The following is a 14,640-nucleotide window of genomic DNA, read 5'->3' on the forward strand; positions in this document are numbered from 1 at the left end:
TGAATGCGGGCTGAACGTAACCCTCAGGCGGCGTTCAGTCGCCGGCACGGACAATGGCCGCCATCACAGCCATCCTGCCAGAGAGCCCGCCCATGCCGCCCGTATCGACACCCAACCGCCACTTGTCTTCGCCGCGCGCAAGGTGCCTGCGCTGGCTCGCACTGGCGGCCGGCGTGCCGGTTTCACTGCTGTGCGTGGCGAGCCTGTTCGGCATGCAGGCCGGCCTGCTTGCGTCCTGGCAGGCATGGTGGCATGCCGATGCAAGCCTGGCGATGATTGCGCTCGGCACTCTCTTCGCGGGTTCGGTGCTGGCGCTTTGCACGGGTGACCAGGCTGCAAACGGTAGCGCCGCGGCACGCGCATCGCTGCGCGCGCAGGCACCTGAAGCGGCTGACGCGAACGCCAAAACGGGGGTACGTAGGCCGTATTCGCGTTTCCACTGAGGCAAAGCCGCGACAAAACCCGGGGTTTTCACGGGGTTTTACGTTTCGCATGCACGAAAACCCCTTGACTTACGGTACTTTCCGCTATGATTCAGTGGGCGTCGAGAAGACGATTGCGCAACGCTGAGAAGCAATGCGAAACACCTGCCGACACCCATTTGTTCAACTTACGAATATCGATATGGCGACCAAAGCGAAACCGACCGCGAAGACTGCAACCAAGCCCGCTGCCAAGAAGGCTGCGGCAACCAAGGCACCCGTGAAGGCTGCCGCCAAGAAGGCCACGCCGGCCAAGAAGGCTGCTCCGGCCGCTGCGCCCGTTGCGCGCCCGCTGAAGGACACCTTCAACAAGTCGAGCCTGGTCGCTCACCTGGTAGCTCAGACCCAACTGGAAGCCAAGGCCGTGAAGACGGTGCTGGCCCACCTGGAAACCACCATCATCGGCGCGCTGAACAAGAAGGGCGCTGGCGAGTTCACGCTGCCCGGCCTGCTGAAGGTCACGGCGCAGCAAGTGCCGGCCAAGAAGAAGCGCTTCGGCAAGGACCCGTTCACCGGTGAAGAGCGTTGGTTCCCGGCCAAGCCGGCCAGCGTCAAGGTCAAGGTCCGTCCGCTGAAGAAGCTGAAGGACGCCGCAGCCTGATCTGCGCCACATTGTCCTGACAAAAAAGGAGCCGCTTGCCGGCTCCTTTTTTTATGCGTGAGCGCAATACGTGCCGCGCGTTCCTGCATTTTCAGCCGCCGGCGACAGACCGGCGCGGGAGGAGACACGATGCCAAGTCTGCAATGCCAGCTGTGGCGGCTTGCCTTGCGCCTGGTCCGGCGCAAGCGGCGGTTTGCCAGCGCCCAGGCGCTCCATGATGAAATCCGGCGGCGCCGTATCGCCGGGCGCGCCTATCCGTCCCGCCGCCTGCTCGCGCGGCACGCGGTCAGCGAGGAGCGGATCGCCGGGATGGCGGTCTACACCGTGCAGCCCAGGAGCGGGCCTGCGCACGGTAAGGCCCGTCATATCCTTTACCTGCACGGCGGCGGCTATGTTTTCGACATCGTCAGCCAGCACTGGGATTTCGTCGGCAAGCTGGTGGACGCGCTTGGCTGCGCGGTGACGGTGCCGGTCTATCCGCTGGCGCCGGAACATACTCACCGCGACGTGTTCGCGGCCATGGTGCCGCTGTGGCAGGCGCTGCAGCAGCGCTATCCGGGCGCAGACCTGACCGTCATGGGCGATTCCGCTGGCGGTGGCATGGCGCTGGCGCTGGCACAGGTGCTGCGCGACAGCGGCCAACCGCTGCCGCGGCGCCTGGTATTGATGTCGCCGTTCCTGGATGCCACCGGCAACAATCCCGGCATCGATGCCCTGGAGCCGTTCGACCCGATGCTGTCACGCCCCGGGGGCATTGAATGCGGGCGCGTCTATGCCGGCGCGGATCCGGTGACCTTGCCGCAGGTCAGTCCCATGCACGGCGTGTTGCGCGGGTTGCCGCCCACCACATTGTTCATCGGCACCCATGACATCCTGCTGCCCGACTGCAGGAAGTTCCGCCAGATGGCCGACGAGCAAGGCCTGCCGCTTCGGTATCACGAGGGCGAGGGGATGTTCCACGTCTGGATGCTGCTGCCGATGCCGGAAGCGGACGCGGCGTTTGCCGAGATTGTGCGGTCCGTGCTTGCCGACGACGCCCATGGCGCGGAGGGCAGGGACGGGCTGGCGCCGGTGCGCGCTGCCGTTGCCCCGCAGGAAGTGACCGACCCGGGTTGATGCGGCCGCCGGGTGATTCATGCCAGGCTGGCCGCAAGCGGATCCGACTGGAACAAGTTTAACCTGCGTCAAACTGGAAGCACGGGCGCCCCGCTAGAATCGGTCAGGTCATGGGTGCGGGGGCGCTCCCCATGACAGAGCTTCCGGAGCCTTCCTGAAGCTTCCGCCCGCGGCCGCAATGGCCGCGGGTTTTTTATTTGGCGGCCACCCTCCGGTCCGCTACCTCAGGCCACCACCTGCTTGGCATAGGTTGCCCGCGCCATCTCGCAGACCTCTACCGACACCTGCACGTCCTGGCCGGTGCCGGAGCCAGCCCGCACCGCTTCGGCGATCACGTCGCAGACGGCCTGCGCCAGTGCCTGGCGCACGGCGGTGTCGCGGCCGTCCAGGATCGACAGGCGCGCGTGGACAAAGGCCCGCTCGACCGCGTCCACGCCCTGGCGGTAAGTCGACAGCGTGATGCAGCGCGACTTGATATCCGCCTCCTGGAACTGTCCGGAAGCCAGCAGGGCGGCATTGGCTTCATCCAGCAACTCTTCCTGCGAGCAGTTCAGGCGGGTGTTTTCGGTGAGTTCGATGACGAGGTGAGGCATGGCGGCGTCCTGACTGTGCGTTCCGGTGAAACCGAGCATGATACGGGATCGCAGGGCGTACCAATGCAAACGGGGCGCCTTTGGGCGCCCCGTCGGGATGTGCTGCTGCTGCGGGATCAGGCGTGGACAGGCGTGCGCTTGCGTGCCGGTGCCCGCGCGCCGTCGAAGCGGGCCGGATTTTCCCGGGCGAGCTGCTGCAGCTGGGCCAGCTTGGCCTTCAGGCCGGCATCCAGTTTCGGTGCGGGCATCACCGTGGACGGGCAGGCCACGCCCAGGATGCCTAGCGCCTGCTGGAAGTTCTCCAGAGTCAGCCCGGCAGCCGGGTCAACGGTGACGAGGTGCTCGCGCAAGGCTTCGGGCATCGACTCCGGGGCGGCGCAGGAGATGATCACGTAGTGGACCGGCATGGCGCCCTGGGCGAAATAGGCTTCGATTTCCGCGCCATGGCCGCCTGCGGCCGGCGGGGTCATGGCTTCGACCTGCAGGTCCAGCTGCTGCAGGATTGCCGCGGGCGTGCCGCGGCGCCAGGCGTCGGACACCACCACGCGGGCGCCGGCCACGCCGAACAACCTGCGTACGAACCCCAGCGCGACAGGATCAAAGAACCGGACGTCGCGCAGCGTGCCCGAATCCGGAATGCCGCCGAGGCGGGTGCGGGAGCGGTCGGAATACAGGACGCCGGGTACGTCCAGCATGATGAGTCGTTCAGCCATGGTTTCCTGTGCGGGTGCCAGTTCAGTTGGTGTGAACCAAGATTACTCGCCAGGGGCAGGCTGACACGTAACCGGCGCGGGTTCAGTTGAAACAGATCTGTAACTTTGTCGGGGAAGACGTAAATGCCGGTTACGCCGCCATGACAAATGTTTCGCCCGGACACATCTGGCCGATACAAGGATGACACGCACTAGAAGCGGAAGCGGGCCACATCGTCGGCCAGTGCCGCTGCCTGCTGGTCCAGCCGGGCTGCCTGGCTGGCCAGGTCATCGACCAGCGCCGCGTTCTGCTGGGCGGTCTGGCGCAGCTGCGATACGGATTGCCCGGCGGCCTGCACGCTGCCGGCCTGCTCGTCGGCAATCGTGCGCAACGCCTCGGCCAGCGCATGGCTGTGCCCGACGGTAGCCGCGATGCGGTCCATCGCCACCACCACGCTGGCGCTCAGGCGCGTGCCTTGCTCGATCTCATGTGTAGCCGTGCCGACGATGCCACCGATCTCGCGCGCCGCATCGGCGCTACGCTGGGCCAGCGCGCGCACTTCTTGCGCGACCACCGCAAAGCCGCGGCCGGCGGGGCCGGCGCGGGCCGCTTCCACGGCGGCATTCAGGGCCAGGATATTGGTCTGGAAGGCGATGCCCTGGATCACGCCGACGATCTCGGCGATATGGCGCGAGTGGCCGTGCAGCGTATCCATCGCGCCGCGCATCTGCTGCACCACGGCAGCGCCGGCATCGGTGGCGGCACGTGCCTGGCTGGCCATCTGGCTCGATTCGGTGGCCTGGGCGTGCGCGTCGGCCACGCGCGCGGCCAGTGCCTGCATGCTGCCGGTGGTGGCATCGAGCGCGCTGGCCTGCTGCTGGGTGCGCGCCGACAGGGCCTGGTTGTCTTCGGCGATCTGCTGGCCGGCCGCGGTGATCTCCTGTGCGCTGGCCTGGATACGCGCCAGTACGCCGGCAAGCTGGTCGCGCATGCCGGCCACGTGGTGCAGCATGCTGCTGTGGTCCGACGGGCGCAGGGCGATGGTGGCGGTCAGGTCGCCGGCGGCTATGCGGCGCGCGATCTCGGCGGCGTCACGCGGCTCGCCGCCAAGCTCGGCACGCAGGCTGCGCGCCGCGATCCACGCCAGCGCGGCGGCCGCCAGCAGGCTGGCGCCGAGCAGGGCGGCCATCCATGCCTGCGCGCGCAGCTGGCTGGCCGCCACGCTGGCCACCGTGGCCGCGGCCTTTTGTTCCTGCTGCTGGCGCACGGCTTCCACCTGCCGGCTGAGGGATTGCAGCTGTTCGGTGACGAAGTGGCCGTCGACTGAGACCGCGCTGTCGAATTGCAGCGAGTCCAGTGGCTGCTTGCGCAGCAGCGCCACGTAGGCCTGCACCAGCTCGCCGGCGCGCTGGCGTTCGCGCAGCAGCGGCGCGGCCTGTGCCGCGGCGGCCTGGCGTACGCCGGCCAGCGCAGCATCGAGCTGCGACAGGCCGCGCGCGATGTCGGCGGCGGCATCGTCGCGCTCGGTGCTGCTGGTGGCCATGGTCAGCGCCAGCTGGGCACGGCCAAGGGTAGCCAGCGCCGACTGCGCACGCTCGGCCGAGATGGCGCCGTGCATGTCGTGCTGGTACAGGGTGTCGGTGCGCGCCTTGATCGAGACCAGGTTGGCGATGCCGGTCAACCCGACGGCGGCGCCGAACAGGTACACCAGGGCAAAGGCGGCGCACAGGCGCGCCACCAGCGGCAGGCGGCCCAGTCGTGCGGAAAGCCGCGCGAACAGCCGCGCGGGGGCAGCTGCCCGGCTGCGGCCGGGCAGGTGTGTCTTGATGACTTGCAACACGGAGAAGACTCCAAACGGGCACGCTGGCTCCAGAAGGATGCACGGCCCGGGCTTGACCCGAATTGCCGCGCGCGCTGTCCTCTGTCCGGGGCGGTCGCAGGCGGCGCACGGATGGTCGGTCATCAACGTGACGCCGGCGTGACATGGAATGAGGATCTTTGTCATCACGCTGTCATCTCCATGTCATGCAATGTCGCTCGCCCATCTTGCTCCACCCCCGGATTTCCTCCATGACAGGCCTGCCTGCCGCCACGCCTTCGCACGACCGCGCACCTGTCGCATCTTCTGGCACCCCCGTCGCGGCGGCACTGGCGCGTGCACGGCTGCCGCCGCTGCACGCGGTATTCCAGCCGATCGTGCAGGCCGACAATGCCGAAATTCTTGGCTACGAGGCGCTGATCCGGGGCCCGGCGGGCTCGCCCTGGGCGAAACCCGACGCGTTGTTCCGGCTGGCGCAGGGCGTTGCCGCGACCATGGCGCTGGAGATCCACGCGGCGCGCACCGCGCTGGCCGCCTGGCGCAGCCTGGACCTGCCCGGCAAGCTCTTCCTCAATTTCAGCCCCATGACATTGCGGCACCTGCTGGCCGAGCGCGGGCGGTTGATGGCGGCGCTGCTGGAAGCGGGCATTGCGCCATCGCGCCTGGTGATCGAAGTCACCGAACAGACCCCGATCGGCGATGCGGCCAGCTTTGCCCAGGCGATGGCGGTGCTGCGCGAGCTCGGCATGCAATACGCGCTGGATGATTTCGGCACCGGGCATGCCAACCTCGACCTGCTGGCGCACTTGTCGCCGCACTTCGTCAAGATCGACAAATCGCTGGTGCGGGGCATTGCTTCCTGTTCGCGCCGGCTGGAAATCCTGCGCGCGCTGCTGCGCATGATGAGCGCCTTTGGCGGGCGCGTGATCGCCGAAGGCATCGAAGACGAAGACGAGCTCGCCGTGATCCGCGACCTGGGCGTGACCGGCGCCCAGGGCTACTACGTGGGCCGGCCCGTGGCGCGGCCGGCCGCGCAGGCGCCGCTGCACGTGCACCAGGCGCTGGCGTCGCGCCATATCGCCGTGTTTCCGCAAATGGTGCGCTCAGGCTGGTCGGGCATCACCGCCGGGCGCCTGCTGCGGCCAGCGCCGACCGTGTCCCCTGCCACCAGCAACGATGCGGTGCTGCGCGTCTTCCAGGACCAGCCCGACCTGCAGGCCGTGGCCGTCGTCAATGACGAAGGCCGGCCGCTGGCGATCATCAGCCGCCAGGCCTTTGTCGACCGCTACGCGGCGCCGTTCCATCGCGAGCTGTATGGCAAGAAGGCCTGCATCGCCATGGCCAACCGCGAGCCGGCCTGCTTTGACCATCGCGCCAGCCTGGAGGAAATGGCGCAGATCCTGTCCGGCGAGAACACGCGTTCGCTTGCCGATGGTTTCGTGATCACCGAACAGGGCTGCTATATCGGCCTGGGCACCGGCGCCGACCTGATCCGGGCCATCACCGAAGTGCGCATGGAGGCGGCGCGCTACGCCAATCCGCTGACCTTTCTGCCCGGCAATATTCCGCTGAACCAGCATATCGAGCGACTGATCGAAGCCGCCAGCGAGTTCCGCGCCTGCTATGTCGACCTGAACCATTTCAAGCCTTTCAACGACAAGTATGGCTACTGGAAGGGCGATGAGATGCTCAAGGGCGCGGCCGCCATCCTGGCCGAGGCCTGTGATCCCGCACGCGATTTTCTCGGCCATGTGGGCGGCGACGATTTCCTGGTGCTGTACCAGAGCAGCGACTGGGCCGCGCGCCTGCAAGCGGCAATCCGGCGCTTCAACGACGCGGCGCGCGCCATGTATTCGCCCGCCGATCGCAGCGCCGGTGGCATGCATGGCGAAGACCGGCACGGGCGGCCGGTCTTCTTTGCGCCAGTGTCGATGGCGGTTGGCGTGGTGTGTGTGAGCGGCGAGGGCGTTGCGGGCCTGCAGCGGCTGGGCAGCCAGCATATCGGTGCCGCGGCGGCGGCGGCCAAGCGCGAGGCCAAGCGCTCGGCAACCGGCATGGCCGTGCTGGACTTCCTGTCGCTGGCCGCGACGCTGTCGGTCTAGCGGTCCGGCTGCCTGCGTCTGGTGACCCGGCGGCCCGCTGCGGGCAGCCTGGGCGCGTCGCCCCCTTCCAGTACGTCGAGCCGGTAGCCGTGCGCGTAGACGACGGTGATGACGATGCCGTTGGCGATGCCGATGCGCAGGGTCTTGCGCAGGCGCGAGATCAGTCCGGCCAGTGCCCGTGACAGCGGCGCCAGTTCATGCCGCCACACCGCCTGCTGGATGCGGTCGCTGGACAGGACCCGGCCGACATTGGAGAACAACAGCATGGCCAGGTCGAATTCCTTCGGCGTCATTTCGATGCGCTCGTCGCGCAGCGTGGCAAAGCGGCCCACACTGTTGAGCTGATAGGGGCCGACGCGCACCACCAGGCCCTGGCGCAGGCGCTCTCCGGTCACCCGGCGGCGCGGCGCCGTGATGCGTGCCATCAGCACGCGCGCATTGAGCGGACGGCATACGTAGTCATCAGCGCCGGCTTCGAGTGCATCGACGAGGCCATCTTCACTGCTGTCGGCCGCAAGCATGATGATGGGCACATCGCGTGAGCGCGCACAGCGCACGGCACGGATAACGTCGACGGCTGGCAGGTCCGGCAACTCGTCATCGATCAGCAGCAGGTCGAACGGTACCTGGCTGACACCGTGGATCAGGTCGCGGCCCGATTCAAACACGTTGCAACGATAACCGGAACGTGCCAGCAGTTCCGGCACCGGCCGGAGTTGGGGCGACTTGCCCATGAGCCGCGCAATATTCATCGATGGCGAAATACGAGAGCGTGGCAGGGACGGCCGGACCGCGATGGAACGAAGGCAGGCGCGCACGCACGCAGCACTACCGCTCGCAGGCAGCAAGCGTACAAAAAGTGCGGTCAACAGGACAATCAGACCTTTCTGAAATTTCTGCTGTTTTTTTGATGGCGCTCGCGTTGTTAGCGTGACGGAGCGCGTGTCGACGGGGCCGATGGCGATATGGAAAGTTGTCCACAGTTCCTGTGGACAAGCCAGGGAACAGTGGCCAGACTACGGCTTGGCACCGTGATGCTGTCGGCGTGCCAAAAAAGAAGGCAGCCGCGTTGAAGTTATGGGCGCCGTGCTGTCAACATCCGGGCGGGGTGTGCCAAAATAGCGCGCATCCCGTTCTGGTCCGGGGACTCAAGCCCACCGATGCTGCAGAGCCCGAGTGTCATCGCCATCATCGTCCTGTGCTTTCACGTCGTCGGCGTGGTGGCCGCCCTGCATGCCGTCATGACGGTGCGCACCGCGCCCGGCGCGATCGCGTGGGCGGGGTCGCTGCTGATGATGCCGTACTTCACGCTGGTGCCTTACCTGGTCTTCGGGCGCAGCACCTTCGCCGGCTACGTCGATGCGCGGCGTTTCAATGACGACCACCTGCGCGAGCTGCGCCACGGCATGACCCCGCGCGAGCGCGAGGCGCGCAGCGCCTGCGTGGTCCATGCGCCGGCGCAGGTCTGCATGCGTGCGCTGCCCCGGCTGACCGGCATGCCGTGCCTGGCCAACAATGACGTGCGCTTGCTGGTCAATGGCGAGCAGACCTTCGAGGCGATCTTTGCCGCGATCGCGCGGGCCAGTCAGGTGCTGATCGTGCAGTTCTTCATCGTGCATGACGACGCGCTGGGCCAGCGCCTGCAGGCGCTGCTGTGTGAGCGTGCACGGGCCGGCGTCAAGGTGTACTTCCTGTTCGATCGCATCGGCTGCCACGCGCTGCCGCGCCGCTACGTGCGTACGCTGACCGAGGCCGGTGTCGATGCGCGGGCGTTCTCCACGCACCGCGGCTTTGTCAATCGGTTCCAGCTCAATTTTCGCAACCATCGCAAGCTGGTGATCGTCGATGGCAGCGAGGCTTTTGTTGGTGGCCACAACGTCGGCGTCGAATACCTGGGCGAACGCCCGCCGCTGGCGCCGTGGCGCGACACCCATATCGCGCTGCGCGGCAGCGCCGTGCTGGACCTGCAGATGGCCTTTGCCGAAGACTGGTTCTGGGCCGCGCGCGAGGTGCCGCACCTGCTGATGCCGCCGCCTGAGGTGGGCGGGCGCATGACCTGCCAGGTGGTGCCGTCAGGCCCTGCCGACGCGCAGGAGACCTGTTCGCTGTTCTTTGTCGAGGCCATCCAGTCGGCGCGCCACCGGCTGTGGATCACGTCGCCGTATTTCGTGCCGGACGAGGCGGTGTTTGCGGTGCTGCGGCTGGCCGTGCTGCGCGGCGTGGATGTGCGCATCCTGATTCCGGCGCGGCCCGATCACCTGGTAGTCTATGCCGCCTCCACCATCTATGCGTACCAGGCCGTGTCCGCCGGCATCAAGCTGTATCGCTACCAGCCGGGCTTCCTGCACCAGAAGGTCATCCTGGTCGACGACGAAGCCGCGGCTGTCGGCACGGCCAACCTGGACAACCGCTCGTTCCGGCTCAACTTCGAGCTGATGGTGATGACCGCCGACAAGGGCTTTGCCGCGAGCGTGGCCACCATGCTCGAAGCCGACTTCGCCCAGGCCCGGCGCATCAGCGTAGACGAGTTCCTTGACGCGCCGGCGCCGCTGCGCGTGGCGATGCACGTCGCCAAGCTGTTCGCGCCAATCCTCTGAAGCCCGCATTCCGGTCCGCTGATTCCTGCAATCCTCGTTGCGACAGACTTGTTTTCGCTTGATTGTGTACACTGTTCACTATAAGCGTATGCACATCATGAACCGTTATCCATATTCAAGAGGGTCCGCATGACCCGGGCTGTCCACGCGCCCCCGGCGCGCGCCACCTACCGCCACGGAGACCTGCGCCGCGCGCTGCTGGACGCCGGCATCGACCTGGCGCGCGAGGGTGGCCCCGACGCCATCGTGCTGCGCGAGGCCACGCGCCGTGCCGGTGTGGTGCCCAATGCCGCGTATCGGCACTTTGCCAGCCGGCAGGACTTGCTGCAGGCGGTGCGGGCCTCGGCCTTGTCGTCGCTTGCCATTGCCATGGAGGGTGAAATCGGCGGGCTGCGGCCGGGCCGCGGGGCCGCCGCGCATGCGCGTGCCTGCCTGCGTGCGGTCGGCACCGGCTACCTGCGCTTTGCGCTGGCCGAGACCGGACTGTTCCGCACCGCGTTTTCGGTGCCGAATGAAGTGGAAGACGATGCCGACCCGGCCAAGGCGGGCAACAGCGGCCTCAATCCGTTCCAGCTGCTGGGCGCGGCGCTCGACAAGCTGGTGGAAGCCGGCGTGCTGCCGCCCGAGCGCCGGCCGGGCGCGGAGTACCTGGCGTGGTCGGCCGTGCATGGCCTGGCCATCCTGCTGATCGACGGCCCGCTGCGCAGCCGCGCCAGGGAGCAGGCAGAGATCCTCGGGCAGCGCTTGCTCGACATGGTCGAGAAGGGCCTGTAGCGCCTGCAGCAGGATCGCGGCGAAAAAAATGCCACGATGGCGGGGACCAACGTGGCAGTGTAAGGAACCAGGAAGGTGGTCAACCTGGCTCAGTCGGGGCACCCGCGGGCCGGGTGCAAGAGGACTGTATTCTGTTGTTTCTCATCTGAATATCGGATATTTCCTAAATAGGGCGTTGAATTGTCCCGATATGCGCACGTCGATGCCCGCACGTCATCAGGACGCGGCTGCATTTCGAGGAATTGTGAGGCTTGCGGCGCGGTCTAACTTGCTGTCAGACAGCCGAATACCGGCGCCACGGTGAGGAGCAGATCATGCGATATGGATTGGGAGCGGCCCTCTGCGTGGCAGTGCTGGCTGGCTGCGTCGCCTATCCCTATGCAGGTGACCCTTACTACCCCGCTTATCCGGCCTATCCGGTGTCGTCTGCCTACTACTACGATGGCTACCCGGTTGCGCCGTACTACCCGTACTACGGTGCCTGGCCCGGCTACGGTGGCTTCTACGGCAGCTTTACCTATATCCATGGCGGCGGTTACGGCGGGCATCACTGGCATGGCGGTGGTGGCCACGGGAATGGCGGCTGGCATGGAGGCGGACGCGGTGGCGGCCACGGTGGCAGGGGCCGATGACCATGCGTCGCCGTGATGGCAAGGCGGCCCGCACGGGATTACCATCCGCTCATGGACGCCAACGGAGCCCCATCGCCATGACCAAGCCCACAACGCAGAAGCACCAGACGCCAGCCTCCAGTGAACAACAGCGCAAGGATGAACTGATCGAGCGCGAACTGGACGAGGCGCTGAAAGAGACGTTCCCGGCGAGCGACCCCGTGGCTGTCGATACCCATGCGCCGCGCAAACCCGGGCCGGAACCGAAACCGGCGAAGTAGGCGGGCAGGCTATACCGTGGGGCGCGCAACGCGCCCGCGCAATCCGCCGTGCTATGGCAACTGGCGCAGCTGCCCGATCACCGACATCAGCCGTCCGTGCGCCACGATGACGCCGGACTCGTCCTGCAGGGCTTCCTGGTAACGCTTGCGGAAGGCCGGGTCAGAACCGTCGCTGAACAGCCTTTCCGCGGCGCGTCCGACTGCTCGGCAGGTTTCGTCGTGGTGTTCCTTGGCCTCCAGCTCTTCGTCGATCTCGATGATCAGGCGCGACAGCGGGTCGAGCCAGCGGAAGTAGTTGTCTTCAGTCACCAGTTGCACAAACAGGCCAGCCGGAATCGGGCCGTTTAGGCGCTCATACTGGGTCCTGTCATAGCCGATGACTTCCTTGTGAACCTGCAGCAAGGCAGCCCGCAGGGCTTTCAGCCCCGAGCGCCGGGTTTCCTGGGTGGCGAGGAATTGTTCGTTGGGCATCCCCATCTTCTCCGCGTTTCTGCTTGTTCCGGTCCAGGCAGGTGGTGCGCAATGGCATCCCATGGGCCGCCGCTGCACATCGTGCCAGTGGCGATTGCCTGCCGGATTCTCCGGGCGCGGCCGGCCATGCCTGGCACTGTGCGGCGCGCTGCCAGTATAGGCACCCCCCGCAGCCCGAGCCAGCGCTGCCAGCTAGCGAAATACCCGTATTTGCGCCGGCTGCGCGGCATGATTGGCGCCAGTTGCAAGCCGCGATCAGTCGCCTTCGGCGGATTGCGGCGCTTGCGCCAGCAGGTCGGCCGCACGCGAGCGCCGCGCGTCCGCTGCGCGGAAATATCGCACTACCGTCGACACGCTCGCGTGGCCGGTCATGGCCATGGTCTCGGCCAGCGGCACCTGTTGCGCAGCAGCCTCCGTGACAAAGCCCGAGCGCAGTGAATGCGCCGAGTAGTCGCCCTCCAGTCCCGCCAGTGCGCAGCGCGTCTTGACGATGCGGCTGACTGCCGCATCGGACAAAGCTTCTGCCACATGCCCGCCGCGGCGGATGCGGCGAAACAGCGGCCCGCTGCTGATGCCGGCGGCCGCAAGCCATGCCTCCAGCGCCTGGCCGGCGGCACCGGTGACGGGCTTGGCGGTATCGGCGCGCTCGTTGCCTGACTGGTTGGTCTTGGACCAGCCCAGTGCATAGACGAAGTCACCGGGGCCAAGCCGGGTGAGGTGCTCAAGGGTCGCGCGCGCGACTTCAGAGCGGCGGCGCCCGCCACTGGCCCACGCAAACAGCAGCAGCGCGCGGTCGCGCAGGCCGCGCAGCGAGTCATCGCAGGTATCGAGCAGGCGCAGCAGCGGATCGCGGGTCAGCGCCGCCTTGCGCGCCTGCCGCTGCCCGCGGCGCGCATAGGCACGCCGGATGCCGGCCATCAGTTCGCGCACCGCAGCTTCGGCACAGGGGTTGGGCAGGGCCTGCAGACGGTGGGCCTTGGCCAGTACCGCCAGCCGGTGCGTCAGCGTGGACAGCGCGGGCGGGCCGGGTCGTGCCTTGTATCCGTCAGCGACCAGCGCCTGGTCGATGGCCGTAGGCATCTCGCAGACAGGGCCTTGCGGCGTCTGGCGCGTGGCGTGGTCGACGATGAACTGGATGACGACGGCAGGCGCGAGCGGGAGCCGCACAGGTTGCCGGTAGCGCAGGGCATACCAGGCAGACCAGTAGCGCAATGCGGACCGGTAGCTCGCCACCGTGTTTTGGGATTCGCCTTCGCGGCGCAGGGCATTGGCCGCTTGCTCGGCAAGAGGATCCAGTTCGGACGGACGAAGCGGCGCCGGTAGTTCGACATCGGATGCGATCGGTGGAAAGTACGCCTCGTGGGCTTCTCGGATTTTAATCATAATAAATACGATGTATGCTGTAATATATCATACGGAAATGACAAATAACAGCCGATAACTCTCCATTATCGAACCTTATTTGCTTCCTCACAGACTTTTGCCGGATCCCATCATGGAAACCCTCCGCAGCCGTGGCATTACCCGAGACGACGTCTGGCAGGCCGCCGACAGCCTGCTCAAGGCCGGCCAGCGGCCCACCATCGAACGCATCCGCCTGCACCTGGGGCGGGGTTCGCCCAATACGGTCAGCCCGCACCTGGATGCCTGGTTTGCGGCGCTGGGTGGACGTATCCAGGATCCACAGGGCTTTGCGCCCGCACCAGGATGCCCGGAGCCAGTCACGGAGGCAGCGCGCTATCTGTGGGAAGCGGCGCTGCAGGTGGCCAAGGCTTCGGCCGAGGCCGCGCTGGTGCAGCGTGAGGCGGCGCTGGCCGAGGCCCGGGCGGCACTGGAGCAGGAGCGCGAGGCGCTGGCGCAGGAACGCCATGTCATGCAGGCCCGACTGGAAGGGGCCGAGACGGCCATGGCGGAACTGACACGGGCCCGAGACGACGCCACGGAGCGCGCCGTGCGTGCTGAAACAGCGGCCGCCGCCTTGCAGCAACAGGCGGAGACCATGCGCGCAGAATCGGCCGCGGCGCTGTTGGCACACAACGCGATGCAGCAGGATTTCGCCGCGCAGCGGGCGGCGTGGGACCAAGAGCGGGAAACCGTGACCCAGCGCGCCGCCGCCAATGAGCGCCGCATGGCGCTGGAGCTGGATGCCGCGCGCGTGGCGGCCAGGGAAGCCCAGAAGCTGCTGGAAGCCGAGCGCAAGGCGGCCGTTGAGCGGCTGACGCGTGCCGCCGAGGCCGCGTCGCGCCAGGGCAGCGAGATGACACGCCTTGGCCAGACGCTCGCCGTGCTGGAAGAACGGGTGCGGCAGCGGGAAAGCCTGCTGGCCGAGTATCGCGACCAGGCGGATGCCGCAACCACGGCCGCCGCCGGCCCCGCCAGTCCGGCAGTCCGCCGCACACGGCCGGCCCGCGCTGCACTGGCCGCCGGCAAGGGCAGCCGGCGGTACACGCGGGGCTTATAGTGCGCCTGGCAGGGCAACCACCAACGGATGCATGGCGGG

At 67.2% G+C, this 14,640-nt stretch carries 15 protein-coding genes; 9 read left to right on the forward strand and 6 right to left on the reverse strand.

The features are described from left to right. Positions 1-53: 53 nt before the first annotated feature. The 3 genes from CNE_RS24020 to CNE_RS24030 all read left to right on the forward strand — a co-directional run bounded on the left by CNE_RS24020 (position 54) and on the right by CNE_RS24030 (position 2,199). Positions 54-443 carry a hypothetical protein gene (locus tag CNE_RS24020; RefSeq protein WP_013952880.1) on the forward strand — a complete coding sequence of 130 codons (390 nt, stop codon included), beginning with the start codon at positions 54-56 and terminating at the stop codon, positions 441-443. 181 nt (positions 444-624) lie between these two features. Next, positions 625-1,083, forward strand: coding sequence for an HU family DNA-binding protein (locus tag CNE_RS24025; RefSeq protein WP_010809407.1), 459 nt, complete (start codon positions 625-627; stop codon positions 1,081-1,083). 129 nt (positions 1,084-1,212) lie between these two features. Continuing rightward, positions 1,213-2,199: an alpha/beta hydrolase fold domain-containing protein gene (locus CNE_RS24030; protein ID WP_013952882.1), complete on the forward strand. Its 987-nt coding sequence runs from the start codon at positions 1,213-1,215 to the stop codon at positions 2,197-2,199. Positions 2,200-2,423: 224 nt separating this feature from the next. On the opposite strand, the gene CNE_RS24035 is transcribed toward CNE_RS24030, so the two are convergent. The 3 genes from CNE_RS24035 to CNE_RS24045 all read right to left on the reverse strand — a co-directional run bounded on the left by CNE_RS24035 (position 2,424) and on the right by CNE_RS24045 (position 5,325). Further along, positions 2,424-2,792, reverse strand: a complete 369-nt coding sequence (locus CNE_RS24035) for a 5-carboxymethyl-2-hydroxymuconate Delta-isomerase (protein WP_035823957.1) — start codon at positions 2,790-2,792, stop codon at positions 2,424-2,426. Positions 2,793-2,908: 116 nt separating this feature from the next. Next, the gene (locus tag CNE_RS24040) at positions 2,909-3,505 is read right to left on the reverse strand and encodes an HAD domain-containing protein (RefSeq protein WP_013952884.1); all 597 of its coding nucleotides are present in this window, start codon (positions 3,503-3,505) and stop codon (positions 2,909-2,911) included. Between the two features lie 191 nt (positions 3,506-3,696). Continuing rightward, positions 3,697-5,325 (reverse strand): methyl-accepting chemotaxis protein, encoded by a 1,629-nt coding sequence (locus CNE_RS24045; protein ID WP_041228625.1) that lies wholly within the window; start codon positions 5,323-5,325, stop codon positions 3,697-3,699. Between the two features lie 230 nt (positions 5,326-5,555). Here CNE_RS24045 and CNE_RS24050 point away from each other — a divergent pair, with 230 nt between their 5' ends. Next, on the forward strand, positions 5,556-7,406 hold the full coding sequence (locus CNE_RS24050; protein ID WP_041228626.1) for a phosphodiesterase: 1,851 nt from the start codon (positions 5,556-5,558) through the stop codon (positions 7,404-7,406). Here the strand turns inward: CNE_RS24050 and CNE_RS24055 are convergent. Beyond that, positions 7,403-8,158 carry a response regulator transcription factor gene (locus CNE_RS24055; protein ID WP_013952887.1) on the reverse strand — a complete coding sequence of 252 codons (756 nt, stop codon included), beginning with the start codon at positions 8,156-8,158 and terminating at the stop codon, positions 7,403-7,405. The genes CNE_RS24050 and CNE_RS24055 overlap by 4 nt on opposite strands. Before the next feature lie 408 nt (positions 8,159-8,566). Between CNE_RS24055 and cls the strand changes: the two genes are divergently transcribed. The 4 genes from cls to CNE_RS24075 all read left to right on the forward strand — a co-directional run bounded on the left by cls (position 8,567) and on the right by CNE_RS24075 (position 11,669). Further along, positions 8,567-10,003, forward strand: a complete 1,437-nt coding sequence (gene cls / locus CNE_RS24060; protein ID WP_013952888.1) for a cardiolipin synthase — start codon at positions 8,567-8,569, stop codon at positions 10,001-10,003. A gap of 129 nt (positions 10,004-10,132) precedes the next feature. Beyond that, positions 10,133-10,777 carry a TetR/AcrR family transcriptional regulator gene (locus tag CNE_RS24065; protein ID WP_013952889.1) on the forward strand — a complete coding sequence of 215 codons (645 nt, stop codon included), beginning with the start codon at positions 10,133-10,135 and terminating at the stop codon, positions 10,775-10,777. Positions 10,778-11,091: 314 nt separating this feature from the next. Further along, the gene (locus tag CNE_RS24070; protein ID WP_013952890.1) at positions 11,092-11,409 is read left to right on the forward strand and encodes a hypothetical protein; all 318 of its coding nucleotides are present in this window, start codon (positions 11,092-11,094) and stop codon (positions 11,407-11,409) included. A 77-nt stretch (positions 11,410-11,486) separates the two neighbouring features. Then, positions 11,487-11,669, forward strand: a complete 183-nt coding sequence (locus CNE_RS24075; protein WP_041228627.1) for a hypothetical protein — start codon at positions 11,487-11,489, stop codon at positions 11,667-11,669. A 51-nt stretch (positions 11,670-11,720) separates the two neighbouring features. Here the strand turns inward: CNE_RS24075 and CNE_RS24080 are convergent, their stop codons facing one another. Together CNE_RS24080 and CNE_RS24085 are read right to left on the reverse strand one after the other, a co-directional pair. Next, complete coding sequence (locus CNE_RS24080; protein ID WP_035823937.1) at positions 11,721-12,146, reverse strand: hypothetical protein; 426 nt, start codon at positions 12,144-12,146, stop codon at positions 11,721-11,723. Positions 12,147-12,395: 249 nt separating this feature from the next. Beyond that, the gene (locus CNE_RS24085; protein ID WP_013952892.1) at positions 12,396-13,523 is read right to left on the reverse strand and encodes a site-specific integrase; all 1,128 of its coding nucleotides are present in this window, start codon (positions 13,521-13,523) and stop codon (positions 12,396-12,398) included. 112 nt (positions 13,524-13,635) lie between these two features. On the opposite strand from CNE_RS24085, the gene CNE_RS24090 reads away from it, so the two are divergent. Next, positions 13,636-14,601 carry a DNA-binding protein gene (locus CNE_RS24090; RefSeq protein WP_013952893.1) on the forward strand — a complete coding sequence of 322 codons (966 nt, stop codon included), beginning with the start codon at positions 13,636-13,638 and terminating at the stop codon, positions 14,599-14,601. Positions 14,602-14,640: the final 39 nt, after the last annotated feature.

This window comes from Cupriavidus necator N-1, assembly GCF_000219215.1.
GTDB classification, from domain to species: Bacteria; Pseudomonadota; Gammaproteobacteria; order Burkholderiales; family Burkholderiaceae; genus Cupriavidus; species Cupriavidus necator.